The sequence below is a fragment of the Nocardia aobensis NBRC 100429 genome (assembly GCF_000308375.1).
Classification (GTDB): Bacteria; Actinomycetota; Actinomycetes; order Mycobacteriales; family Mycobacteriaceae; genus Nocardia; species Nocardia aobensis.
Map to the genome: position 1 here is coordinate 82,023 of NZ_BAFQ01000298.1, position 24,366 is coordinate 106,388.

A 24,366-nucleotide genomic window follows, 5' to 3' on the forward strand; every position below is an offset into this window, starting at 1 on the left:
ACCTCCTCGTTCGCCGACCGTTCGGCCGCGAGCACCAGCGGATGTGACCGCCCTCACTGCGTGTCGTCAAACCTAACAGCTTTAGATTTTGCGCGCAATACCTCGGCAAGCTCCCGAAACCGCCTACAGCAGGCATGAAAACAACACCCACACAATGGTTTTCGTGTGAGTGTCGTTTGCTCATGCGCTATTCATTCCACCTTTTCGGCGGTCCTCGCATACAGGTGGCGATCGGCTACCGTAGCGATGCGCGCGTCGTCGTATCCGGCGATGTCCCGCAGCACCCGCGCGGTGTCCGCCCCGGCCCGCGGCGGCAGTGCGGGAGCGAATTCCTCCCCGGACACCCGTACCGGACTCACCAGGAATTCGAGTTCTCCCACCCCGGGGTAGTCGACCCGATAGGTAGTGTCCCTGGCCCGGAAATGTGGATCGTCGAACATCTCGGCCACGGTGTTGACCGGGCCGCCGGCGATACCGTGCGCGAGGAACAAGTCCATCCATTCCTGGCGAGTGCGCTGGGCGAAGATCTGCCGCAGCTCTCGCCACACGTGCTCCGCGCGCCGCGGCGCGTCCTCGTCGGCGGCGGTTAGGTCGATATCGGCCAGATCCTCGCGACCGACCGCCACGAGGAAGTTGCGCCAGAATTTCTCCACGTGCGAGCCGAACAGCACGGCCTTGCCGTCCTCGGTCCTATACGCCTCGAGTCGTGGCCAGTCCGGCAGTCGCCCGTCGGGCAACCACGTCGGACGCGGGATCGATCGGTCCCGGTTCAATTCCGCGTCGCCCAGATCCGGCATCCATGCCGCGGCCACGTCGATGCCGGAGACCTCGACCCGGCCGCCGGTGCCGGTCACGTTCGCACGATGGAGTGCCGCCAGCAATCCCATGGCCCCGTACGCACCGAGGGCGTACATCGCGATCGGCGGGCTGGTGGAGCCCGCGATCCCGTCCACCGGCGGCTCGTCCGGAGTGGTGACCTCGCGCAGCCCGGCATAGGCATCGAAAACCGGGCCGCCGGTGCCGAGCCCCTGATACGGGCCGTCGGTGCCCATCCCGGAGACGGTGCACAGCACGATCTTCGGGTTCATCTCCCGTAAGCGATCGAATCCGAGATCGAGCCAATCCAGGTAACCACCGCGCATTCCCTCGATCACCGCATCGCACGAGCGCGCGAGATCGAGGAACGCCTGCTTCCCCTCTGCCGAGCGCAGATCGAGTGCGACCGACTTCTTCCCGCGATTCCACCGCAGATGCATGAAGGCCGGCCCGTCCGGATCGCCGACGGCGCGACTACCGCCGACGCGTACCGGGTCACCGAGCGGTCCGGACTCGACCTTGATCACTTCGGCGCCGAGGTCGGCAAGATGCCCGCCGAGCGAGGCCGGCGCCAACTGCGCGACTTCCAGAATGCGCACACCGTTCAGCAACGAGAATCCACTCATTCGCCGGCCCCTTCCAGTTCCTTCGAAAGATTGTGTGTCTGTTCGGGTTTCAATTCGATCCACAAACCCTCGGCCTCCGCGACGAGCACCCCTTCGTGGTGCAACGTCCCACGCAGGAACCGTTTGCGCCCCTGCTGCCCGACCAGTCGCGCGGTGACCGTGAGTTCGGTGTGCAACGGTGCCGGTGCCCGGAAGTCGACCTGCAGCCGGGCCGTTCGCGCCCACGGGCGGCGATGATTGGCCAGCCGGGCCAGGATCTCGTCGAAGATCAACGGCGCGACACCGCCGTTCATCGCATAGCGTCCCGAGTGGAAGCGGCCGACCGTCACCCGGCCGATCGCGGTGGTCTCGGTGATCCGATCCAGGTGCACCGGCGGTGCCAGCGCCTGGCCGTGGCCGGCCGATTCCCAGCGCTTGCCCGCGATCTGTTCGTCCTCGTCAACCTCGAAACCGGCCAGGGCCGTGGCGATCTCACGTAGGCGCGCCGCGGCGTCGGCGGCGGCTCTCGGTGTCGGCCGGCTACGGGTGACCGCCTCCTGGGCCGCGCGCAACGCGTCGATGAGCCGGGCGAACTCGTCGTCGGTGGCGACCGTCGGGGCGAACGGATCGTCCCAGGTCGGTTGCCAGATATTCGGATTCACGAGGCACCCCCCGGGGCGGGGGCCGGCTCGTGGCCGAAGAATGCCGAGAACATATCGGTGATCGACCGTTGTCCGAGTGTCGCTCGAACGACCGAGTTCTCGCGTTCATAGCGCTCGCGCAAGCCCTGCCCCGGACCATCGAGCAGCAGTTGCTTGATATGGCGCAGCCCGTCCGGCGGTTGTGCCGCAATCTGTTGCGCGATCCGTACCGCTTCCCCGGCTACGTCGGGCGTGTAGCGCGTGAGCAGACCCATCTCGTAGGCCTCGTCTCCCGCGACAGCTCGTGCCGTCATCAGCAGATCTCGCGTCCGGGCACCGCCGATGAGGGTGTCGAGCAGCCAGCTCAGGTTCACCCCGCCGTACCTGGCCGCGCTCACCGCCATCGTGGTCCGCGGGCCTCCGACCCGCAGATCGGAGCACGCGGCGTACATCGTCCCCGCCGCATACGCCAGACCGTCGACAGCGGCCACGGTCGGCTTCGGGTAGCGCAGGTAACGCCAGAGCATGTCCTCCCGCTCGGCGGTGGACTGCGCCAGCGCCTGCGGCGTCATCGCGTCGAGCTCCTTCAGGTCGTAACCCGCGCAGAATGCCCGGCCACCCGCACCGCTCACGATCACCGCCCGGATCGAGTCGTCGGTGGCGGCCTCGGTGAGCGCGGTATCCACCTGCCGCTGCAGTGCTATCGACAGCGCGTTGTGGGCGTGCGGCCGGTCGAGGGTCAGCCTGAGCACACCGGGCACCGGGCGGTCGCGGCGCAGTTCGTCGGCAACCATCGCCGTGCTATCGCGCCGCGACCGGCGCAGCCGCGCGCTCGGCGTCGAGCGCGGCGACATCGTCGGCGACCATCTTGTGAAAAACCTGACCCGGCAGTTCGTTTCGTCCGTAGATCAGCTCGTCGACCTGTCCGTGTGCCGCGTTCGCGGTGATCGTCTTCGTGACGAACCAGTCCTCGGCGTGCAGCGTCTCCATCAGCAGATCCCAGTTCTTCTGCAGGATTCGCTCCTCCCGCGGGGTCTGCGGCTTTGCGGGCGACAGCAGCCGGATGGTGCAGTAGCTGACATTCGGATCCTGGGCATCGGGGACGATTGTCCAGATCTCGAAGTGATTGGGCTCGGTGACCAGCATGGTGCCCGGATAGATCGTGTAATTCGCCAGCGAATAGTCGCGGACGTCGAAGGCGTCCGGATCGGCGTCACGCACCTCGGTGATGGACTTGCGCGCCACCACCAATCGCCAGGAGCGGCCGACGGGATCGAAGGCGGTGATATTGCCCTCGAGATAGTTGCAGACCGTCTTGGTGTGCAACTGGCACAGATGGTAGGAGTCCTGGACTCCGTCGACCGCGATCTTCCAGTTCATATCCAGCCGCCAGGTCTCCTTGCGCACCTGGTAGGACTCCCCCATGCCGGTATCGGCGACCTCGGCATCGTGCTTGTCACCCAGAATCGCGGCGATATCCAGTTCGGCGCCGGCGGTGGGCACGACCCAGACAAGCCCGTGGCGCACCTCGCACGGAAATTCGACCAGCCCGTACTCGCCGCGATCCATACCGTCGAACCCCTCGGCGTGCGGCATACCGCGCAGCGATCCGTCCTTGCCGTAGGCCCAGTTGTGATAGGGGCAGGCGAAGACGCGCTTGCATCCGGACTCGGCGAACTCGACGCGGGATCCACGGTGCCGGCAGACGTTGGCGAAGGCCTTGACGCTGCCGTCGTTCTGCCGGACCACCAGCAACGGTGTGCCGATCAGCTCGGTGGTCAGGAAATCGCCCGCCTTCGCCAGCTCGTCGACGTGCGCCACGATGTGCGGAAAACGGCGCACCACATCGCGCTCCTTGGCCGCGAGGTCAGGATCATCGAAGACCGAAAATGAAACGCGCAGAAGCTCTTCCGCGTAATCAGTGGTGTTGTTGTCCACGTGGGCGATGAGCCTGCGCGTGAGCCTGATCTTCTCGTCGCGATCCATACTCCGAGCGTGGCACACGATACAATCATTGTCTAGTGTCTTATCTAAAGGTTTTCGATTCTTCGAGAACTTGGTACGGTGCTTCCCGTGACTGGACGCGGCACGGACATCGAGCGCCCGGCCGATACTCGATCGGCCATCCTGGCCGCGGCGGAATCCTGTTTCGCCCGCTTGGGCATCGCGGGCACCACCATGGAGGATGTGGCGAAGGCCGCGTCGAGCTCGCGTGCGACGGTGTACCGCTATTTCGCCGATCGAGACGCCCTGGTGACAGAATCGGTGGTCCGCCGCGCCCGCGCCAACATGGATTCCGCGCGTGCATTCATCGCCCGCCACCCGACCATCCAAGCCAGCATCGTCGAGGGCATCTGTGCGGATATCCGGCGCGGCCGCCGCGACCCGATGGTGCATCGACTGGTCTCGCCGGCGGAGATGGTGCTCGCGGCGAGATTGCTCACCGAATCCGGACGAGCCGTGGACCTGACCTACGAATTGTGGGAGCCCGTTCTCGCCGAGGCCCGGGCCGCCGGCACGCTGCGAGCCGATCTCGACATCCGCTTGCTGTGCGAATGGATATCGGAATTGGAGATCTACTACATCAGTCGCGGATCGACCGCGGACGCCGAAGACCTCGACCACATACGTGGGAAACTGCGCACTTTCCTGCTTCCCGCGCTACTGCCCGACCGCCCGAAATCCCATCCGCGGCCGACCATTACGACGTAGCGCCTTCACCCGTTTTCGACAGGTGAAGGCGCCGCGACGCCGGAGTCCGGTCGGCGCGCCGGACCCGGTTGTTCATCATCGTGGAGCGTTCGCACCGCTCAGTGCGGACCCGACACCGCCGATATCGGTGATGGTCCAGTTGTGGTGGCTGTCCAGGCTGAGCTGATAGGTCGCCGTGGATTGGATCCCCTCCGGCGCCTGACTGTTCTTGGTCAGCACGCTGACGAAACAATCCACGGCGTAGATGCCGTTGTTGGTCGAACGCACCTTGGCGGCAACGGGTTTCGCCGTCGACACCCACTGCAGCGGGGTGATGATCTGCTCCATCGAGCCTGCGGCCTGGGTCAGCCGGTTCGACAGTTCCGGGCTGGTGCCCTTGGTCAGACGGGTCCGCCACGCGGCCAGATCCTGGAAGTTCATCTCCGCCGCCGCGGTCGCGTAGTCGAGCGCGATCTGTTCGGCGTGGGCGGTGTCGGCGCGTTCGGCCCGGGCGGCGGCGATCTGATCGGATTTGTCGCTCAGCTGCCAACCGAGTAGTGCGACCGCGACGGCGAGCACGAGGACCAGCGCCCCGACGGCGAGGGTCTTCAGCTTGATCGACGACTCTCCGGTCCGGCGTCCTCGGCGCAGGATCGAGGACAGCGGGGCGGAGTGCCGGCCGCCGGCTCGCTCCGCCTCGGCGGACGTAGTCGCGGTGTCGGTGGGCTCGGGATCGGTCAGTACCGAGGGGGAATTGGTCATGATGGCCTTCTTCGAACGCTGATGGTCACTGAGTGCGGGGTCGGCGCAGGTTCAGGGGCTACCTCCCCGCTGGTCGGATATGCACGGTGACGGCGTCACCCGACTCGGTGGAGGCGAGCGCATTGTCGAGGAAACGTCCCAGGTCGACGGTCGACATCGCCGCGGCTCCGGCACGGACGCCGGGCAGCAGGTCGACGCCGAGGGTGTGCAGATCGCCGGAACTCTTGTCCAGGAACGACTGCAGCGCGTCGATCAGCGGAGCCGCACCGTCCTCGATACTCGTCAGTGGTCCGAAGGAGGCTGCGAAGTGCACACCGCCGAGCACATCGGTGAATCCTGATCCGAACTCGGCCAGCTTCGGCGTGGCTCCGGCGAGATCTGCGGGGACGGTATCGGTGCTCTGCAGCAGCGGCTGCAGTGCCGTGAGCAATTGCGTCAGATCGCCCGATCGCTGGGTCAGGGTCTTCGCGAGTAGTTCACCGGCCCGCGACAAGTCGTTCAGGACCCAGGGGTCCTCCGGAAGCGCGACGTCCACAGTCTGGAATATCTCCCGAATGCGTTCGGGCTCGACTTGTTCCAGCATCCGGGTCAGACGGGCCGACAATTCCTGGAAGGTGGTCGGCACTACGACGTGCGCGGTCGGAACTTTCGCGCCGTCCCCGAGATAGGGTCCCCGCTCGGTGGTCGGTTGCACGGCCAGATACGCCTCGCCCAGCGCCGATAGATTGTCCACCCGGAATCGGCTGTCCACCGGAATGCGGTAGCCGTCGTCGTAGTTCCAGGAGATCTCGGCATGGTCCGCCGAGGGCGTCACCGCAGTGACATGCCCGATGGCGACGCCACGCAGCAGCACCCGCGAACCGACCACGAGCCCATTGGTGTCCGGCACGGACATGCCGGCGGTCCGGATATGTCGAAACGCGCCGGTTTCCAACCCGATGTGGTCCAGATACACGAACGAGGACGCGGCGATGACCGCCATTCCCGCGACCGATGCGACGGTTTTCAGATTCATTTCACTGCCCCCAGCATGCGCAGCAGATTTTCGACATCAGCCACGATCCGGTCGCCGTGATCGGTATCGATGGAGCGGATGTTCACCGACGGGTCCTGCACGAACGGCAACAGGGTCGTGCGCAGGAACTCCGACAGCTTCGCGGTATCCGCTGGGGCGCGATCCCAGATGTCGCGCCCGATTCCGCCGGTTTCGGCCAGCGAATCGAACAGCGGTACCAACCACAAGCCGCCCTCGTACACGCTGCCGACAGAGGGAAGGATCTGGCTGATGTAGGAGACGATGCTCACGGCGGTTCGCCGCCAATAGTGTTCGGTCTCTTGCCCGAACAGGGTGGCCAAGGTTTGTCCTTTGGCATCGATCGCACCGCCGGTGTCGCGGAAACCGTTGAGCATGCGATCGATTTCGTTGGTATCGCCGGCCAGATCCCGCATATCGCCCGCGACCACCGAAGCCAATCGTTGCACGTCGTGAGGCTGCGGCATGACGGTATTGATTCCGGTCATCGCGTCCTCGATCTTTCGGATACTGCCGCCGTTGACGAAATAGGCGAGGACCGCCATGGTGTCTTCCAGTTGCGGCGGTGAACTCGTGTGGTCGACGGTCACGGTCGCGCCCGGCCGCAGATACGGACCTTGCACGACCGGTCCGTGATCGAGCGCGATATAAGTGTCACCCAACAGCGTGTTCTGCCGGATCACCGCGCGCACGTCGGCGGGCACCTTCGTCCCGTCCTTGACATGTGCGCTGACATCGACGAATTTCCCCGAGGCGGTCAGTTTTTCGACCTCGCCGACCCTGAGTCCGTCCATCATCACATCGGCGCCGGTCGGCAGATTCATCGTGCTCACGAATTGCAGGTCGAGCTGATAGCCCGCGCCGACGCCGCCCCGGACCGAGGGTAGGTCGTCCGGCCCGACCGAGCAGGCGGTGGTGGCCAGCAGACTGCAGCCGAGCGCCGCGGCGGCGGTCTTCCATCGTGTGGTCGTCTTCATCGCTGACCTTTCGCGAGCACCATGTCCAGCAGGCCGGCGATCGGAACCTGCACGTGGCCTTGGTCGGCCGAGCAGCTACCGGGCGCGCTGTGGTTCGCCGCCGCGCACAGTTCGGGAGCCGCCGGTGAATCGAGCTGCACCGTGGGCGGGCGGTAGTCGATCGACATCCCGCCGTCGTTCGCCGCCTGCTGCCGCAGCATCGACGCGACCGGAGGAATCGAATCCAGTAGGCCGGCAATATCTTTGGAGCGGGTCGCGGCCAGGTGGATGACGTCGGCGACCGGGCCCTGCAGCAGTGGCCAGAGGTCCCCGCCGTAGTTGGTCTGGATGTCGTGGAGCAGGTTCACCAGCCAGCCCACGCCCACGCAGACGTCGACCACTCCGGGCCACAGATCGATGCCGGCCCGTACTACTTCCGGCATCTGGTCCAGTATCGAGCGGATGGCCGGCCATCGTTGCAGCGCCTCGTCGGTGAGTGGCGCCATGTTCTGGATGATGGCGCCGATATCGGCGGTCAACCGGTCCGGGCTCGCCGCCGCCGCGGAGGCGTGCAGCATCATGGCCCGCGCATTCTCACCCTGGCCGCGCAGTGCCTGTTCGAAGCCGGCTACGGCCTTCTCGAAACTCTCCTTGCTGTCGTTCGGGCTCAGCGCGTCGATGAAATCCGCTGCCGATCCGGCGATTTCGGAGATGCTCTTCGGCGTGAAACTGTGATCTTCGGGAATGCATTGTCCCGCGGTCAGTTCCGGCCCGGACCGGTAGTTGCCGACCAGTTCCACGCTGCGGTCGGCGAGAATCGACTTGGACCTCGTCACCGCCCGCACATCGGCCGGGAACCGGCGGCCGCCGTCGAGCGAGAACGTCACCTCGACGTGATCGCCCGCCGGCCGGATCCGGTCCACTCGTCCTACCTGCAAACCCATCTGGGTTATCGGATTCCCGGGGTAGAGACCGACCGCGTCCGGCATCTGTGCGCAGAATCCCGATTGCGATGGCGGGCCGTCGGGTTCGACGACGGTGAAGCCGACGCCGCCGATCAGCGCGAGCGATACGACCGCACCGGTGCCGATCAGATATTTCCTGTTCACCTTCATCTCAACACGTCCGCCCGGGGAGAGGAATACAGACATTCGAGGCCAGAATCGTGCCTCCGGAAACCGTCGCGAGCCCCTGCGGCGTGAGCCAGGCCTCGAGTTGTGCGCGCAGGCCCTGCAACTTGTCCATCGCGGGACCCATGGTGGTGTCGAGACTTTCGATCGACTTCTTCACCTGATCGACCACGGCGCGAACCTGATCCTTGTGATCGAGATAGAACTTCATCTCCGGCTGCACCCGCATCAGCACATCGCCGAGCAGGCTGTAGGCCTCGTTGAATCCGACGTGCGCGTTGTCGTAGGTGGACACGACGACATCGATCTGGCGAATGAGATCGAAGACGAAGTCGCGGTTGGCGTCGAACGACTTCAGATATTCCGAGGCCAGTCCGGTGATCTGCTCGACCTGACTGCGCTGGCGATCCATCACCGCGGCGATGCTGTTCATCCCGGAGATCAGTGAACCGACCGAGGTCGAATTGTGTTGCAACGCTTGGGCGACCTGGTCGATATTCGCGTCCACAGTGGTGCCGTCGACCTTGTCGGTCACGTGCGGCGCCGCTTGCAGCACGTCGCCGATCGAATAGGGCACGGAGACGTGATCGGCGGGAAGCACGCGCGATCCGAGGGGAGCGCGGCCGAGCGGAACGATGGTGACCGCGTATCCGCCTACCGGGGTCAGCATCCGGACCTCGACATGGGAGTCGTCGCCGATGAAGGTGTCGTCGGAGACCTGCGCCTCCACCAGCACCGTGTCCGGACGGAAGGCCACCTTGGTGACCTTGCCGACGGTGATGCCGGCCACCCGCACCTCCTGGCCGGTGGCCAGGGCCGCGGCGTCGGTGGTCTCGAACGCCACGGTGCGCTGGCCGACCGGGTGGGTGTAGAAGAGTGTGGTCGCACCGAGGGCGACGACCGCGGTCACGACGACGACCGTCCCCAGCAGGGTTTCACTCGCCACGATCCGGCGCATTACTCGGCGCATACCACGACCTCGCTCCCGTTCAGCAAAACCTTGACCTCCGAGGGCAATTGGGCGACGCCGTGTGTGCAGTTCATCGCCGCCGGCGCCGCCGAGACCTGCGGCAGTTGCAGGCCGGCGAACGCCACGGGCAGCAGTCGCAGGGCATCGGCGGCCTGCGGCAGCGAGGCGAAGGCGTGGGTCAGCAACGTGTCGACATCGACGTCGCGAGAGAAACCCAGTTCGGTGATCAGCTGGTGGACCGGGGTGAGGAATTCCGGTCCGAATTTCGCTGTCTTCGGGAATTCACTCAACACCGTCATCGCCTTCGCGATGGGAAAGCTCAGTGATCGCATGAACTCGATGACCTGTGGTGATTTGCCGCCCATCGAATCCGATATCCGCGACAGATTCGTAACCAGTGCGGAGATGACTTGTTCGCGGTCGTGCGCCAGGTCGGCGAGCTTCTGAACACTGTCGAGCATGGGCGCCAGACCGGAGCCGTCGCCCTGGAGCAGGGTGATGGCGTTCTGCATGAAAGTGTTGATCTCGTCGGTGCTCATCGTGCTCAGCACCGGCTGTAGACCGTTGAACAGTTGCGTGATGTCGAACGAGGGCCGGGTGCGGTCGGTGCCCAGATGTCCGACCGGGCGGCCCGCCTGCTCCGGTTCCTCGAGGTCGACGTATCGAATTCCGGTGAGGTTCTGGTACTTCACGGCCAGAACCGTATTGTCCAGCAATCGATACGGTGCTTCCAGCGAAAAAGTCACCTCGGCGATGCTCGCCCCGTTCTTGCGGGTGAGATCGATGGCCGAAACCTTTCCCACTCGAACGCCTTTGGTTCGGATGTCGCCGTTGACATGCAGCCCGGAGACATCGGTGAACTCGGCGGAATAGCTGCGTGTATCACCGTGTACCGGGTTCTTGATCGCGCTGAAGATTATCGAGAACAGCACCACCGCCAACACTGCGGCGACGCCGAGCTTTCCGAGTGTGACGAACAGTTTCGTGCGCGGAGTCATCGATGTCCCTCCCCCGCCGGTGTCGTCGGAATTCCGGTGAGCGCCAGAGGCGTGGCGAACATCGGCAGATCGTCGACGACGACGCGCAGGTTGAGCGTCTTCTTGCCGTTACGGTCGCTGAACGCGGCGTTGTACCGGTCGATCAGCGCCGACAGCTTGTCGGGTACCGTCGCGCCGCCGAGGATCTGCGGCACGGTATCGGTCATCGCCTGCACGAGCTGGGTGGCGGGCGTCAGCTCCGTGCCGTGGGAGGCCAGCAGATGTCCGGCCTTGCCGAACAAACTGTTCGCGGCCAATCCGAGGCCGCGGTCGGTCTTGTCCATGAACGCGTCGTCCACGCCGAACGAACCGTCCGGGCGCTGGTTGTATCGGCTGTCGTAGACGTTGTAGAGCGCGTCGACCGCCTGTGTTCCGAAAGCCGGTAGCACCTCGAGGATGTCGTCGGCTCGGCGCATCAGTTCGGTCGGCAGCGCGCGTTGCGTGGCCGCTATCCGGTCGGCGAAGACGATGCCCGATTGGATCAGCGGAGTCAGGCCGTCGGTGTAGCGCACCACCTTGTTCAGCGTGGTCACCATCGACTGGGTCAGGGTGCCGTCGATCGCGAGCGATCCCTTCTCCAGCATCGTCGACATGGTGAAGTCGCCGGTGGGCATCTTGTTCAGCGTGCTGCCGTTCACCAAACGGTTTCCTTCGGGGCGCGAGATGAGATCCACCGCGGTGATGCCGAAATAGTTCTGCGGCCGGAAATCGAGATCGAAGGCGTCGGTGAGGCCGGCCGAAATATCCGAGCGCAGTCGCACACTCATCCGCACGGTCCCGGGGTCGGTCTTCTCCAGGCGGGTGATCTCGCCGATCTCCGCGCCGTGCAGGATGACCTTGGTGCCGGTTCCGACACCCGGCCCGACATAGGGCACCTCGATATTCAGTGCCAGCCCCGCCGGCTTGTGCAGACGCGGATAGACCCACAAGGCGATCACCAGTACGACGGCGATCACCAGCGCGACCGCAGCGGCCGCCAGCTCGACCATGCGCTTCTGGTGCCGGTCGGTGCCGCGCAGGAAATCCTGGTTGCGTGTTTTGGCCATCACCCTATCCTTTGAAAACCAGTAGCGGGGACAGTCCCCAGATCGCCACTGTCATCGCGAAATTCAGCACGACGATCGCCACGAGACTCGCGCGGATCGCCCGTCCCGATGCGGCACCGACGCCCGCGGGGCCGCCGGTGGCGAAATAGCCGTAGTAGCAATGGATCAGCGTCACCACAGCACAGAAGGTGACCGCCTTGATCACCGACGCCGTCAGATCCGGCCAGCTGAGGAACTGGGCGAAATAGTGGTCGTAGGTGCCGGGCGGCTGATGGTGGAAGACCTTGACGATGACCCCACCGGTGAAGAAGGCGATCACCAGCGCCATGAGATATCCGGGCAGCACGACGAGCATCCCGCCGACCAGCCGCGTGCCGACGACGAACGGAATCGCGCGCAGGCCCATCGATTCGGTGGCATCGATTTCCTCCGAGATACGCATGGCTCCGATCTCGGCGGTCATGCGACATCCCGCCTGGGCGGCGAATCCGATACCGGTGATGATCGGCGCGATCACACGAATGTTGCCGAAGGAACCGATGATTCCGGTCAGCGCACCGAATCCGAGCAGATTCAACGCCATGAACGCTTCGATCGCGACGACGGCGCCGACAGCGACGCCCAGGAAGAACATCAGGCTCACGACGCCGCCGTCGACGATCAGCGAACCGCTGCCCCACGCCATGTTGTTCATCGTCTTCACGGTCTGTTTCCGGTAGTGACGGATCGTCACCGGCAGCAGATACAAGGTTTTGGTGACGAACAGCGCGACCTGGCCGATTTCGCCGACGAATTCGCTCACGCCTCGAACGAGTACGCGGATCGGGCGGGCGGCGAAGGCGGGCCGGGGAGAAGAGGATTGCGAGGGTGTACTCATGATCACGCCAATCGGGCCGGGAAGAACATCATCTGCAACTGGCTGATGAGCAGATTCGTCATGAAGATGCAGAACACGCTCAGCACGACCGAGGCATTGACGGCATTCGCCACACCCTTCGGGCCGCCCTTGGCCTCCAGCCCGCGCAAGCTCGCGATCAATACCACGATGGCGGCGAAGACGAGCGCCTTCAGTACCGAGAACGCCAAGTCGGTGGGCGTGGCGAAGGCACCGAAGGACTGCCAGAAGCTGCCCGGCACAACATGATTGACATTGGCCGAGATGATCAGGCCGGCGAAGACGCCCGCGGCGATGATGATGATGCACAACACCGGCGCGATCACGATCATCGCCAGGAAGCGCGGCATCACCAGTCGTTCGACCGGGTCCACGCCCATGACGCGCATCGCGTCGATCTCCTCGCGAATCGCGCGGGCGCCGAGATCGGAGGCGATGGCCGAGGCCGCCGCACCACTCATCAACAGCCCGGCCGCCATCGGCGCGCCCTGTCCTACGACGCCGAGTCCACTCGCCGCACCGGCCAGCGAATTCGCGCCGACCTGGTTCATGATGCCGCCGACCTGAACCGACACCTCCGCCCCGATCGGAATCGCCATGAGCAGTGCCGGCAGGGCGGTCACCTTCAGCAGCAACCACATCTGTTCGACGAGTTCGTATACCGGCATGCGCAGGCGAACGGTGTCGACCACCGAGTACCGCACTACCGCTGCGGTCAGGTGTGCGGACCGGCCCAGCGTCGCGAGGCTGTCCAGCGGCGCGCGCCGCAGGTGGGCCAGTACCCGGCCGGCGCGTGACAGGACGGCCGAGGGTGGCGACCCGGCCCGATGGCTCGGCATCGGGCCGCTCGAGTCGGGTAATGCGTGCGCGATCAACGGTGCCTGCGTAATACTCATCGGTGGCACCTCCCTCCGTGGATATCGGCGCGTGCGACAACTGCGCCGGTTGTTGCCGGGGTATCGATGGATGACGTGCGAGAGTCTTTTCGCCTCCGGTGAACGACAACTACCGAGGACGAAATCGCCTATCGCTCAGAGTTTTGCGCGTCGATTGCCATTCGTCAGCCCGCGAACCGAATGCACGTGACTCGGCGAACGCCGGTGCGCCGCCGACCGAAAAGCCCGATTCCCGCAAACGGGATGCCGAGTAGCGGGGGCCGGGAGAGTTCCTGCGCGGTCTCGTGTCGGACGATGTGGAGATCTGCGCTGTCCGTTGTATCCCGCGTCCGCCGGTGCCACGTCGGGCACGAATTCGGGGACCGGAAAAGGGATCGCAGCATTCCAGATCGGTTCGGCGACATTGCCTTCGAGCGTCATTGTTCGATACTCCGATTCACGAGACCGCATTCGCCGCTGATGGGCGGGCAGTGGAGCCACGCACGAATTCCGAGAACGACAGTCGGACCACCCCGTTGTGACCCGCATACCCGGACGATGCACCACGTGTCGTGGCTCACATAAAACATACTTCGTTTTACGCGTGACGTCAATCGTAATTTGTAAAACAGCTCGGTTTACGTTTCGCCACCCCGGGCAGCTGCCCGATCACCGACCGGGGGCCGTGAGCGAGTGCGCGGCCACGAAACTCGCCTCGACAGCCGCCCGCGCCGCGGCCGGCAGCGTGGGCAGCAACTCGCGAACTCGGGCCTGCCGCCGCGCTACGGCGCGGCGCTCCGGCATTCCGGGCGTGGCCGCCATCTGGGCGACAATCCCGTCGATCTCGTCCACCCCGCCGATGTGATGCCCGGCGTCGGCCAACGCCTGCTCGCGCACGATCTGCGCCTCGTCCTTCTCCTCCGACATGCCGATCGGGCCGACCATGCGGCCGTTGAGAAATTGCCGGACCACCGGTTCGTCGGAGGTGAGCAGCACCTCCCGCGGACCGAACATGACCAGGTCGCGCCGGAACAGCATGCCGATGTTGTCCGGCACGGTCCGCGCGAGATTGATGTTGTGCGTGACGATCAGGAAGGTCGCGTCGATCTGGGCGTTGATATCCAGGAACAGCTGGCTGATGTAGGTGGTCCGCACCGGATCGAGCCCGGAGTCCGGTTCGTCGACGAGGATGACCTGCGGATCGAGAACCAGCGCTCGCGCCAGCCCCGCGCGTTTGCGCATACCTCCGGAGATCTCGCCCGGGAGCTTGTCCTCCGCACCGAGCAGGCCCGTCATCTCCAACTTCTCCATGACGATGCGCCGAATCTCCGCCTCCCCTTTGCGGGTGTGCTCACGCAACGGGAACGCCACGTTGTCGAACAGGTTCATCGAGCCGAACAGGGCGCCGTCCTGGAACAGCACTCCGAACAGCTTCCGGATCTCGTAGAGCTGAGCGGTCGAGCAGGTGGTGATGTCGGTGCCGTCGACGTAGATCGATCCGCACTCGGGACGAAGCAGGCCGATCAGCGACTTCAGGAATACCGATTTGCCGGTACCCGAAGGGCCCAGCAGAACGCTGACCTCCCCGGCCGGCAGCGTCAATGTCACATCGCGCCAAATAGTCTGGGAACCAAAGCTTTTGGTGATTCCGACAGTGCTGACTTCGACACCCATACCTACTCCTGAGCAGAAACCGGCGCGAGAGTGGCGCCGGTGGCCGATCACAGACAGTTCCAGCTGTGATACACAGAACGTACTTCGTCCAACGTTAGACGGATCACAATTTCTGTGCAAGGATAGCGGTTACGCCTCATTCGACGAGGCGTTTCACCACAGCGGAGGGGCACCGCGCCCCGGGCGGCTCGACCGCTCGTCGCGGTGGCGAACAGCGAAATCCGCGAACCAGGAGCTGCCCGATGCGGTCACATCGTCGTGCGCAATCGAGAAGTACGGATCGAAACACGCGGGGACACAACCCGGCCCTACTGTCGGCAATCGCGGTCACCGGAATGCTCGTCGCGGCATCCTCGGCCGCCGGCGGCGAACCCGCGCCTCAACGGCCCGATCGCGCCGGTCATGCCACTGAACACAGTGCAGCACAGCGAATTTCGTCGGACACCGCGAGCGGACCCATGCTGGTGCCGGCCACCGTCGCCGCCTTTCGTCCCCACGCCGCGCCACCGGCACCGCCGGCAGCACCGGCCACCACGAAGGCATCACCGCCGACGCCGGAAGTTCCGCAGGGCGCGGCGGCGGGAATCCCCGAACCGGTGCTGGCCGCCTACCGCAATGCCGAGCTGGTCCTCGCCCGGTCACAACCGAGCTGCGGTCTCACCTGGAACCTCCTGGCCGGCATCGGGCGTATCGAATCCGGCCATGCCCGTTACGGCGATGTCGACGCCCAGGGACGGACCAATTCCCCGATTCTCGGCCCGGCCCTGGACGGAACGCTGCCCGGAAACGAAATCATCAGGACCGCAGGCGGTTACGTCCGAGCCGTCGGTCCCATGCAATTTCTGCCGAGCACGTGGCAACGCTGGGCCAGTGACGGCAACGACGACGGAATCGCCGACCCCGACAACATCTACGACGCGGCGCTGGCCGCCGGGAGGTACCTGTGCGCGGGCGGTGCCGATCTGCACGACCCGAACCAGACCCTGCAGGCCGTCCTGCGCTACAACCACTCGATGTCCTACGCGTCTAACGTGCTCACCTGGTCACACATCTATGCCGGCGCAGGCGGAACTGCACCCGAACTCGTTGTCCCGCAGCTGGATACATCACCCGGACCCGCGCCCGCCGGTGATCCGACGCCTCCGGCGAATGACGACCCCGGCGCCATCCCGTCCGGGAACGCGCCCTCCCCATCCACACCGGCACCGGCACCGGCACCGGCACCGGCACCGGCACCGATGATCTACATCCCCGGACTACCCCCGATTCCGTGCGGCATCTTCTGTCCGCCGCCACCGCGGTAGGGCCACGGCGCCCGCCGTTTGGACGATCGACGGCGGGCACCCGCTACCGTGCCGGGAAAGCAGCAACGTCGTGCCACTGTCCGATCTGGTAGCAGGCGTGCGCCTCCTCCTGTTCGAAGGACGACAGCCTCAGCAGACGGACCGCGCTGTGCTCATCGGGGTCGATGCGCATGAGCGCCAATTGGGCTCCGGCACTGCGCAGTTCGTCCAGCGCCCGGCTCAGCAACGCCTCCCCGAGACCACCGCCGCGAATTTCGGGAACCACGATCAGGGCACGTACCCAGGCCGCCCGCAACTCGAGATGCCGAACCGGACTCGGATCGAACCAGACCAGGCCCGCCGGGCGCGCGCACCCCGCCGCCGCGAGCAGCATCCGGCCGCGACGTTCCGCCAACTCGGAGCGGAACCGGTCGAACTGGGCCGCGGTCAGCCCCTGGCGCGCCAAAACCTCACCGGCCGCCGCGACCGCGTCGTCGTTGAGGTCGACCGGCCCGTCAACCGTCACGCCGCCGGGCAGGGCTACCGGCTCCACGGGCACCGCGAACGGTCCGGCCAGATGCCGCAGCATCGTCCACTGCCGGGCGACCGGCGCGATATCGAATCGCCGGGTCAGCCGCTCGGAGGCGGGATGGCTGCCGTAGGCCCAGCATCGCAGCGCCGTCGCTCCCCGGCCACACCAGCCGTCGGACCCACCGACGTCCAGCCCCAGCTCCTCGACAAGCAGCGTCGTCAGCCCGCGCGAGCGGTAGTGGGGATGAACCGTATAGGCGACCGTGCCCTGACCGTCCACGTCGATCGACAGATTCAGATAGGCCACCATCACCATCGGCGCGTCCGGGCGCGCGCTCAGGTCTCGGCGCGCCTTGATCGGCAGATGCCACACCGACCGCACCTCGTCCGAGACGGCAGACACGGCGCTCGGCGGGACCACCGAGAAACCGGCTTCCTCGTCGTAGCGAGCCGCGGCTTCGACCAGCGCCGTGGCCTCGTCGCCGTCCTGTTCGCCGAGTCGCCGACACCAGGTGTAGTCGATCATCGTCCCGCCCTTCTTTCGCTGCGCCGGTTTACACATAAATCTACATGGGTTAGATTTAAGATGCTATATCGACAGCTCAGGACCATATCCGAAGCGCTCAGATGAATATCCGAGCCAAGCTGCAGAACATTGGAGATACGCCATGACCGAGGTCGGGGCCCCCCGTGAAGAACGAATCCGTCGCGCACTGACCCATCTGCGCAATGACACCACCGACGAGTTCGGCCACGTCACCTGGTTCGAGCCGACGGAGTTCACCGATCCAGGCGTCGCCCAGCGCGAGCGCGATCTCATCTTCGGCCGGGTACCGTCGATCGTCGCGCACGGCTCCGAGATCCCCCGCGCGGGCGACTTCTTCACACTGCAGATGCCCCGCAACAACATCATCGTGGTGCGCCAGCGCGACGGCGGGGTGAAGGCGCTGGTCAACCTATGCCGGCATCGCGGAGCACTGCTGGAGAAGGAGGAGAAGGGCCGGTGCCGGCTGTTCTCGTGCCCGTACCACCGCTGGTCCTACGACATGGACGGCAGTCTGCGCACCATCACCCGCGACAACACCTTCGGCGAGCCGGAGCGCGCGACACTCGGACTGATCGAGCTACCGACCGAGGAACGCCACGGCTTCGTCTGGGTGGTCGACGACGCCGACGCCGAGATCGACGTCGCCTCCTGGCTGGGTCCGGACATGGATGCCGTGCTCGCCTCCTACGACCTGCAATCGAAGGTGTGCGTCCAGGGCGAGGGCTTCGACGAGCCGGTCAACTGGAAGATCATGCAGGACGCCTTCCTCGACGGCTATCACATCCAATACGCACATCCCAACACCGCGGCCAAGCACATCCATACCAACGTGATGGCCTTCGACGATTTCGGCCGGCATTGCCGGTTCATCGCGCCGCGTAAATCGATCGACCGCTGGATCGAGGAGGATCCCGGTGACCGCAGCCTGGCCGGTGACATCACCGAAACCCACTTCCTGCTGCCCAACAGCACTCTGCTGCGCCAGCCCGACCATTTCCAGTTGCTGACCTTCCGCCCCCATCCGTCCGATCCGCAGCGCAGTCGCATGGAGATGCGGCTGATCGTCCCGCCGGTCGAACAGACCGAGTTGAGCGAGGAGAAGTGGACACGACTGTGGGACAAGAACTGGCAGATCCTGCTCGATGTGCTGCACGCGGAGGACTTTCCCCTGCTGCGAGATTCGCAGCGCGGGATGACCAGTGCCAGTGCGGGACGAATGGTGCTGGGGCAGAACGAAGTCGCCAATCAAGTCTTCCGTCGAGAGACGCAGAAGCTGCTGACGCAGAAATGACCACAGCGCCGGGACACACCTGTCCCGGCACAGGAGGATTGCAGTGAAAACAGATCTCTTCGAGTCCGACCACGAACTCTTCGGCCGGACGGTTCGCGGCTTCGTGGAACGCCACGTCATCCACAAGATGGAGAAGTGGGACGCGGACCGGCTCATCGACCGCGACACCTGGCGCGCGGCCGGGCAACAAGGTTTGCTCGGATTGGCGGTGCCCGAACAGTACGGCGGGGCCGGCGAAACGGACTACCGCTTCCGTGTGGTGATCCAGACCGAGATCGCACGAGTAGGAGCCTCAGCGCTCCAGTCCGGGTTCTCCACCAACGACGACATCGTCCTGAATTACCTACTGCGGCACGCGAATTCCGAGCAGCGCGACCGGTGGCTGCCCGGATTCGCCACCGGTGAGACCATCGGCGCCATCGCGATGACCGAACCGGGTGCCGGCAGCGATCTGCGGTCGGTGCAGACGAGCGCGGTGCGCGAGGGCGACGAGTGGGTACTCAACGGATCCAAGACCTTCATCACCAGCGGCATGCTGGCCGACCTGGTCATCGTATTCGCGGTCACCGATCGAGCGGCGGGTTCGCGCGGTTTCAGCCTCTTCGTCGTCGAGGACGGCACTCCCGGTTTCACCCGCGGCCGCAAACTCGACAAGGTCGGGCTGCACGCGCAGGACACCGCCGAACTGTTCTTCGACAATGTGCGGATTCCCCATACCAACCTGCTCGGTGAACTCGGGGGCGGATTCGGTTATCTCATGCAGAGCCTGCCGCTGGAGCGGCTCGGAATCGGTATCGCCGCACAGGTTTCCGCGGAGGCGGTGCTCGGCTGGACCCTCGATTACGTGAAGGAGCGCCGCGCGTTCGGCAAGCCCATCGGGGAATTCCAGGGACTCGGTTTCACCTTGGCCGATATGCAGACCGCCATCGAGGTATCGCGGGCCTACATCGATCGCTGTGTTCGTGAATACAACCGGGGCACACTGACCGCGGTCGATGCCGCGAAGGCCAAGCTTTGGGCCACCGAACTGCAGGGCAAGGTCATCGACGCCGGCGTTCAGCTGCACGGCGGCTACGGCTACATGATGGAGTATCCGGTCGCGAAGGCCTACATCGACGCCCGCATCCAGCGCATCTACGGCGGCACCAACGAAATCATGAAGGAGATCATCCATCGCGATCTCATGCGTGCCTGAGATGACGGCCGGCGCGGATGTCCGCGCCGGCCGTAGTCGTTGCGCCGGAGAGTGTTTCGAGTCAGTGGGACGCCGCACCGGCCGCCGACAGCATCTCGGCGATCTCCACGAACTTGATCCGCGGACGGCCGTCGACACGGCCCGCTCGGCGCTCCGCCGCATCGATCGACTTCCATCCGCTCGACCCGAGCCGCTCCGGGCGGCGGTTGTCGAGCAGATCCTCCAGATCCTCGCGCGAACGAGTAGGCGTGCGCAGCCGACCGGCGGCGAAATCCTCGACCAGCGCCCACACCGTCTCCCGGGAGCAGTACCGGTTGGTGCCGATCACTCCGGACGGACCACGCTTGATCCAGCCCGCCACATACGTTCCCGGAACCGGATCGCCGCTTTCGGGCTCGATCACGCGCCCGCCCCGGTGGGGAATCGTTCCGTCGGAATCGCGGAACGGCAAGCCCGGCACAGCGATTCCGCGATAGCCGACCGATCCGAACACCACGCCACAGTCGACCGAGACACGCGCGGCAGTCTCCCCCGCGGCACTCACACCGCCGGGTTCGGTCCGCGCGAACTCCACCGCCCGGACAGCCGTCGCGCCATGAAAGCTTGTCGGCGACAAAAAGTATCGAAAGACGATGCGGCGGTTGCTCGTTCCGGCGGCGCGTTCGGCCAGTTGCCGCGCTACCTGGTTCTTGAGTCGGATCACCGGGTCCAGCCCGGCCGGCGAGCCGAATTCATCGCACTGTACGTCCAGTCCGTCGACCTGCCCCAGGCCCAGCAGTTCGGGCGTGGTGAAGGCCGCGTGCTCCGGTCCGCGCCGCCCCACGACCACCACCTCGCGAATCCGGCTGGCCGACAACGCTTTCAGCGCATGATCGGCGATATCGGTGCGCGCCAGGGCCGACACATCGGTGACCAGGATGCGGGCCACATCGAGGGCGACATTGCCGTTTCCGATCACCACGGCCCGCTCACCGGACAGGTCGAATACACGCTGCGCGTGATCGGGATGGCCGTTGTACCAGCCGACGAAGTCGGTCGCGGTGTGGACGCCGGTCAGATCTTCGCCGGGCAATGCGAGCGAACGGCCCTGCGAGGCCCCGGTCGCGTAGATCACCGCGTGGTGGTGGTCGAGCAACTCCCCGGCGCTGACGTGAGTCCCGACCTCCACGTTCAATTGCAGGCTCACCTGCTTGCGACTCAAGGTCCGAAGGAACGTGCTCGCAACCTGTTTGGTGTGCTGATGATCCGGCGCCACCCCGTAACGAACGAGCCCCAGCGGGGTCGGCAGGCGCTCGAACATGGTCACCTCGACCTCGATGTCACGCCGCGTGACCAGCTCCTCCGCCGCGTAACAGGCCGAGGGGCCCGATCCTACGATCGCGACCCGCAACGGCCCGCGATCGGTCAGCTCGAGCCGCGGCGCGTCCGCTGCCGGGAGCCCCGGTTCCAGCCCGCTACTGAAGTACACCGCGTTGACCTCCCGATACGGCTCGGTCTCCGGCGTGAGGTCACCTTCGGGAACGATCGCGTCGACGGGGCACTCATCGATGCAGGCGCCGCAGTCGATGCAGGTCTCCGGATCGATGTGCAGCAGTTCGGCGCGACCGAAGCCCGGTTCGCCGGGCCTGGGACGAATGCAGTCGACGGGACAGACCGACACGCAACCGGCGTCGTTGCAGCAGGGCTGGGTGATGACGTGCGCCATCTCTCCTCCGGATCCACGGCACCTCGACCCGTTCACGGGCAGAACACCGTACGACTGACGTTATTTGTAATTTGTTATACGCTGAGTGACGGGCGCCACGCAATAGCCCGTGGACACCTCGGCGACCCGAAAGAGAGGAATCACCTATGACAACGGCAGTCATCGTGGATGCCGTCCGCACCCCGTCCGGCAAGGGCAAACCGGGCGGCCAACTATCGGATCTCCATCCCGCCGAATTGCTGTCGGCCGTACTGCGCGGACTGATCAACCGCACCGAACTCGACCCGGCCCTGGTGGACGACATCATCGGCGGCTGCGTCGGACAGGCCGGAGAACAGGCGCTCAACATCACGCGCAGCGCCGTTCTGGGCGCCGGATTTCCGGAGGAGATCCCGGCGACGACCATCGACCGGCAATGCGGTTCGAGCCAGCAAGCCGCCCATTTCGCCGCCCAAGGCGTCATCGCCGGCGCCTACGACATCGCCATCGCGTGTGGCGTGGAATCGATGAGCCGGGTACCGATGGGCACGGCGACACTCGGCAAAAACGCCTTCGGGCCGGGCATCACCGCCCGCTACCCCGAAGGGCTTGTAGGACAGGGGATTTCCGCCGAACTGATCTCGGCGCGCTGGAAGCTCGACCGGAGGACACTGGACGAGTTCTCGGCACGATCGCATGCTCGCGCGGCGGCCGCCGACTTCTCCGCGGAAATCCTGCCGATCGCCGTCGGCACCGACACGCGGGTGACCACCGACGAAACCGTACGACCGTCCACCGATGTCGAAGGTCTCGCCCGATTGAAGCCCTCCTTCTATGACGAAGGCTTCGCCGAACGTTTTCCGGAGATCGACTGGGGCATCACACCGGGCAATTCCTCGCCCCTGACCGACGGCGCATCGGCCGTGCTGATCATGAGTGAGGAGAAGGCGAACGCCCTGGGTCTGCGCCCGCGCGCCCGTTTCCACAGTTTCGCCGTGACGGGCAGTGACCCGCTACTGATGCTGACCGGAGTCGTGCCCGCCACCCGGAAGGTGCTCGACAAAGCCGGCTTATCGCTCGATGACATCGACACCTATGAGGTCAACGAGGCGTTCGCGCCGGTGCCGCTGGTCTGGCAGCACGAGTTCGGCGCCGACCCCGAACGACTGAACCCTCGCGGCGGCGCGATCGCGCTGGGCCACCCCCTCGGCGCCTCGGGCACTCGCCTGCTCACCACGATGCTGAACCACCTGGAGCAGACCGGCGGGCGCTACGGCCTGCAGACCATGTGCGAAGGCGGAGGAATGGCCAACGCCACCATCATCGAGCGACTGTAATTTCGAGCGGTCGCGATGACACCAGCGCCCGAACCGTTTCGACGGTTCGGGCGCTGTCGTTCCGGCGGCATTCAGCCCGCGACGGGGGCACGCATTCAGCGAGGCGCCATACGAATCGCACCGTCGAGGCGGATGGTCTCGCCGTTGAGCATCGGATTCTCCACGATGTGGCGGGCCAGGGCCGCGTATTCGGTGGGCTGCCCCAGCCGCGACGGGTGCGGCACCTGGGCACCCAGCGAGGCGATGACCTCGTCGCCGACCGTCTCGAACAGCGGGGTGTGGAACAGGCCCGGCGCGATGGTGTTCACGCGGATGTTCACACTCGCCAGGTCCCGGGCGATCGGCAGGGTCATGCCGACGATGCCGCCCTTGGAGGCGGAGTAGGCGGCCTGACCGATCTGGCCGTCGAAGGCCGCGACCGAGGCGGTGTTGATGATGACACCGCGCTCCTCACCCTCGAGCTCGGTGGCGGCGATGCGCTCGGCGGCCAGCCGGATCACGTTGAACGTGCCGATCAGGTTGACGTTGATGATCTTGGTGAAGTCGGCCAGCGGGAACGCGCCCTTCTTGCTGACCGTCTTGATCGCATTGCCGATACCGGCGCAGTTCACCGCGATCCGCAGGGTGCCCAGCTGCGCGGCGGCATCCAGCGCGGCGCTCACCTGCTCCTCGTTGGTGACGTCGGTCGCGGCGAAGACCACACCGTCGCCCAGCTCCTTGGCGATCGCCTCACCGTTGGACGACGGCAGGTCGATGATCACCACCTTGGCGCCCTGGCCGTGCAGTTCCTTCACCGTGGCCAGGCCCAGACCCGACGCGCCACCGGTGACCACGGCGACCGCATTCTCGAGCTTCATACGAGGTCCTTTCTCTACATCGGTCGACGACATCGCCGACCTACCGCAATATACCTATAGGTTGTAGGTTTAGCGCAGCCACTCTACGGCATCCAGAGGCGGGCACACGGCAATGGAGGCAGATCGGGATGAACTTGATCATCGATCACCACAAGGGAATCGGAACGGCGGCGCATCCGCGCGGCGAACGCCTCGGCTATTTCGCGAGGACACTGATAATCCACGGCGACATCCGAATGACTGAACCGCACCCGCACGCGGCATCGGCGCGAGTCGAGGACGTACCGCCCCAGCGCGACGAGGTGCCGCAATGCGGCGGCGCGGCGAGCGCACGGCGCACCGGACCAGTGCGCATGCTGCTGCATGATCCGGTGTGCCGCTTCCACCGTCATCCCGGTCGGCACCATGGCGCAATCACCTTGCAGGTCAGTCCGTTTCGGAAACCACGGCCACGGCGGTGCCACCGCGGCCGTCATCGCGGCTCCACACCGGCAATACCGAACAACACGA

General features: G+C 65.4%; 23 protein-coding genes. 5 read left to right on the forward strand and 18 right to left on the reverse strand.

The window, feature by feature from the left end; translation table 11 throughout:
• Window positions 1-191 precede the first annotated feature (191 nt).
• The 4 genes from RJ03_RS34565 to RJ03_RS34580 are packed head-to-tail and all read right to left on the reverse strand — an operon-like array spanning window position 192 to window position 4,048.
• The gene (locus tag RJ03_RS34565; protein WP_036511496.1) at window positions 192-1,442 is read right to left on the reverse strand and encodes a CaiB/BaiF CoA transferase family protein; all 1,251 of its coding nucleotides are present in this window, start codon (window positions 1,440-1,442) and stop codon (window positions 192-194) included.
• Window positions 1,439-2,083, reverse strand: coding sequence for a PaaI family thioesterase (locus RJ03_RS34570; RefSeq protein WP_036511499.1), 645 nt, complete (start codon window positions 2,081-2,083; stop codon window positions 1,439-1,441). Before RJ03_RS34570 ends, RJ03_RS34565 begins: the two co-directional genes overlap by 4 nt.
• On the reverse strand, window positions 2,080-2,856 hold the full coding sequence (locus RJ03_RS34575) for an enoyl-CoA hydratase/isomerase family protein (protein WP_036511624.1): 777 nt from the start codon (window positions 2,854-2,856) through the stop codon (window positions 2,080-2,082). Before RJ03_RS34575 ends, RJ03_RS34570 begins: the two co-directional genes overlap by 4 nt.
• Window positions 2,857-2,863: 7 nt before the next feature.
• On the reverse strand, window positions 2,864-4,048 hold the full coding sequence (locus RJ03_RS34580) for an aromatic ring-hydroxylating oxygenase subunit alpha (RefSeq protein ID WP_036511501.1): 1,185 nt from the start codon (window positions 4,046-4,048) through the stop codon (window positions 2,864-2,866).
• A gap of 87 nt (window positions 4,049-4,135) precedes the next feature.
• On the opposite strand from RJ03_RS34580, the gene RJ03_RS34585 reads away from it, so the two are divergent.
• Complete coding sequence (locus tag RJ03_RS34585; RefSeq protein WP_051025659.1) at window positions 4,136-4,774, forward strand: TetR/AcrR family transcriptional regulator; 639 nt, start codon at window positions 4,136-4,138, stop codon at window positions 4,772-4,774.
• 75 nt (window positions 4,775-4,849) lie between these two features.
• On the opposite strand, the gene RJ03_RS34590 is transcribed toward RJ03_RS34585, so the two are convergent.
• From RJ03_RS34590 to RJ03_RS34635, 10 genes are all read right to left on the reverse strand, one after another.
• Window positions 4,850-5,515, reverse strand: coding sequence for a hypothetical protein (locus RJ03_RS34590; RefSeq protein WP_036511504.1), 666 nt, complete (start codon window positions 5,513-5,515; stop codon window positions 4,850-4,852).
• 58 nt (window positions 5,516-5,573) lie between these two features.
• Window positions 5,574-6,530 carry an MlaD family protein gene (locus RJ03_RS34595; RefSeq protein WP_036511508.1) on the reverse strand — a complete coding sequence of 319 codons (957 nt, stop codon included), beginning with the start codon at window positions 6,528-6,530 and terminating at the stop codon, window positions 5,574-5,576.
• Window positions 6,527-7,525, reverse strand: a complete 999-nt coding sequence (locus RJ03_RS34600) for an MlaD family protein (RefSeq protein WP_051025660.1) — start codon at window positions 7,523-7,525, stop codon at window positions 6,527-6,529. The genes RJ03_RS34595 and RJ03_RS34600 overlap by 4 nt, the downstream gene beginning before the upstream one ends.
• Window positions 7,522-8,619 (reverse strand): MlaD family protein, encoded by a 1,098-nt coding sequence (locus tag RJ03_RS34605; RefSeq protein ID WP_036511513.1) that lies wholly within the window; start codon window positions 8,617-8,619, stop codon window positions 7,522-7,524. The genes RJ03_RS34600 and RJ03_RS34605 overlap by 4 nt, the downstream gene beginning before the upstream one ends.
• 1 nt (window position 8,620) lies before the next feature.
• On the reverse strand, window positions 8,621-9,604 hold the full coding sequence (locus RJ03_RS34610; RefSeq protein WP_036511516.1) for an MlaD family protein: 984 nt from the start codon (window positions 9,602-9,604) through the stop codon (window positions 8,621-8,623).
• On the reverse strand, window positions 9,592-10,602 hold the full coding sequence (locus RJ03_RS34615) for an MlaD family protein (protein ID WP_036511519.1): 1,011 nt from the start codon (window positions 10,600-10,602) through the stop codon (window positions 9,592-9,594). The genes RJ03_RS34610 and RJ03_RS34615 overlap by 13 nt, the downstream gene beginning before the upstream one ends.
• A complete protein-coding gene (locus RJ03_RS34620) occupies window positions 10,599-11,687 on the reverse strand; it encodes a hypothetical protein (RefSeq protein WP_036511633.1) in 1,089 nt (362 codons plus the stop codon). Before RJ03_RS34620 ends, RJ03_RS34615 begins: the two co-directional genes overlap by 4 nt.
• A gap of 4 nt (window positions 11,688-11,691) precedes the next feature.
• Window positions 11,692-12,564, reverse strand: a complete 873-nt coding sequence (locus tag RJ03_RS34625) for an MlaE family ABC transporter permease (RefSeq protein ID WP_036511522.1) — start codon at window positions 12,562-12,564, stop codon at window positions 11,692-11,694.
• 2 nt (window positions 12,565-12,566) lie between these two features.
• Complete coding sequence (locus RJ03_RS34630; RefSeq protein ID WP_373281749.1) at window positions 12,567-13,250, reverse strand: ABC transporter permease; 684 nt, start codon at window positions 13,248-13,250, stop codon at window positions 12,567-12,569.
• 876 nt (window positions 13,251-14,126) lie between these two features.
• The gene (locus tag RJ03_RS34635) at window positions 14,127-15,131 is read right to left on the reverse strand and encodes an ABC transporter ATP-binding protein (RefSeq protein ID WP_051025661.1); all 1,005 of its coding nucleotides are present in this window, start codon (window positions 15,129-15,131) and stop codon (window positions 14,127-14,129) included.
• Window positions 15,132-15,589: 458 nt separating this feature from the next.
• On the opposite strand from RJ03_RS34635, the gene RJ03_RS34640 reads away from it, so the two are divergent.
• Window positions 15,590-16,435, forward strand: coding sequence for a lytic transglycosylase domain-containing protein (locus RJ03_RS34640; protein WP_245552487.1), 846 nt, complete (start codon window positions 15,590-15,592; stop codon window positions 16,433-16,435).
• Between the two features lie 43 nt (window positions 16,436-16,478).
• Here the strand turns inward: RJ03_RS34640 and RJ03_RS34645 are convergent, their stop codons facing one another.
• On the reverse strand, window positions 16,479-17,471 hold the full coding sequence (locus RJ03_RS34645; RefSeq protein ID WP_036511644.1) for a GNAT family N-acetyltransferase: 993 nt from the start codon (window positions 17,469-17,471) through the stop codon (window positions 16,479-16,481).
• A gap of 142 nt (window positions 17,472-17,613) precedes the next feature.
• On the opposite strand from RJ03_RS34645, the gene RJ03_RS34650 reads away from it, so the two are divergent.
• Both RJ03_RS34650 and RJ03_RS34655 read left to right on the forward strand, forming a co-directional pair.
• Window positions 17,614-18,783 carry an aromatic ring-hydroxylating oxygenase subunit alpha gene (locus RJ03_RS34650; protein ID WP_036511526.1) on the forward strand — a complete coding sequence of 390 codons (1,170 nt, stop codon included), beginning with the start codon at window positions 17,614-17,616 and terminating at the stop codon, window positions 18,781-18,783.
• 43 nt (window positions 18,784-18,826) lie between these two features.
• Window positions 18,827-19,978: an acyl-CoA dehydrogenase family protein gene (locus RJ03_RS34655; protein ID WP_036511528.1), complete on the forward strand. Its 1,152-nt coding sequence runs from the start codon at window positions 18,827-18,829 to the stop codon at window positions 19,976-19,978.
• A 61-nt stretch (window positions 19,979-20,039) separates the two neighbouring features.
• Here the strand turns inward: RJ03_RS34655 and RJ03_RS34660 are convergent, their stop codons facing one another.
• The gene (locus RJ03_RS34660) at window positions 20,040-21,683 is read right to left on the reverse strand and encodes an FAD-dependent oxidoreductase (protein ID WP_036511531.1); all 1,644 of its coding nucleotides are present in this window, start codon (window positions 21,681-21,683) and stop codon (window positions 20,040-20,042) included.
• A gap of 146 nt (window positions 21,684-21,829) precedes the next feature.
• Here RJ03_RS34660 and RJ03_RS34665 point away from each other — a divergent pair, with 146 nt between their 5' ends.
• The gene (locus tag RJ03_RS34665; protein ID WP_036511534.1) at window positions 21,830-22,999 is read left to right on the forward strand and encodes a thiolase family protein; all 1,170 of its coding nucleotides are present in this window, start codon (window positions 21,830-21,832) and stop codon (window positions 22,997-22,999) included.
• A gap of 95 nt (window positions 23,000-23,094) precedes the next feature.
• Here RJ03_RS34665 and RJ03_RS34670 read toward each other — a convergent pair whose 3' ends face one another.
• Together RJ03_RS34670 and RJ03_RS34675 are read right to left on the reverse strand one after the other, a co-directional pair.
• On the reverse strand, window positions 23,095-23,856 hold the full coding sequence (locus tag RJ03_RS34670; protein WP_036511537.1) for a 3-hydroxyacyl-CoA dehydrogenase: 762 nt from the start codon (window positions 23,854-23,856) through the stop codon (window positions 23,095-23,097).
• Window positions 23,857-23,939: 83 nt separating this feature from the next.
• Entirely contained in the window at window positions 23,940-24,263 is a 324-nt protein-coding gene (locus RJ03_RS34675; RefSeq protein WP_036511540.1) for a hypothetical protein, read from the reverse strand.
• Window positions 24,264-24,366: the final 103 nt, after the last annotated feature.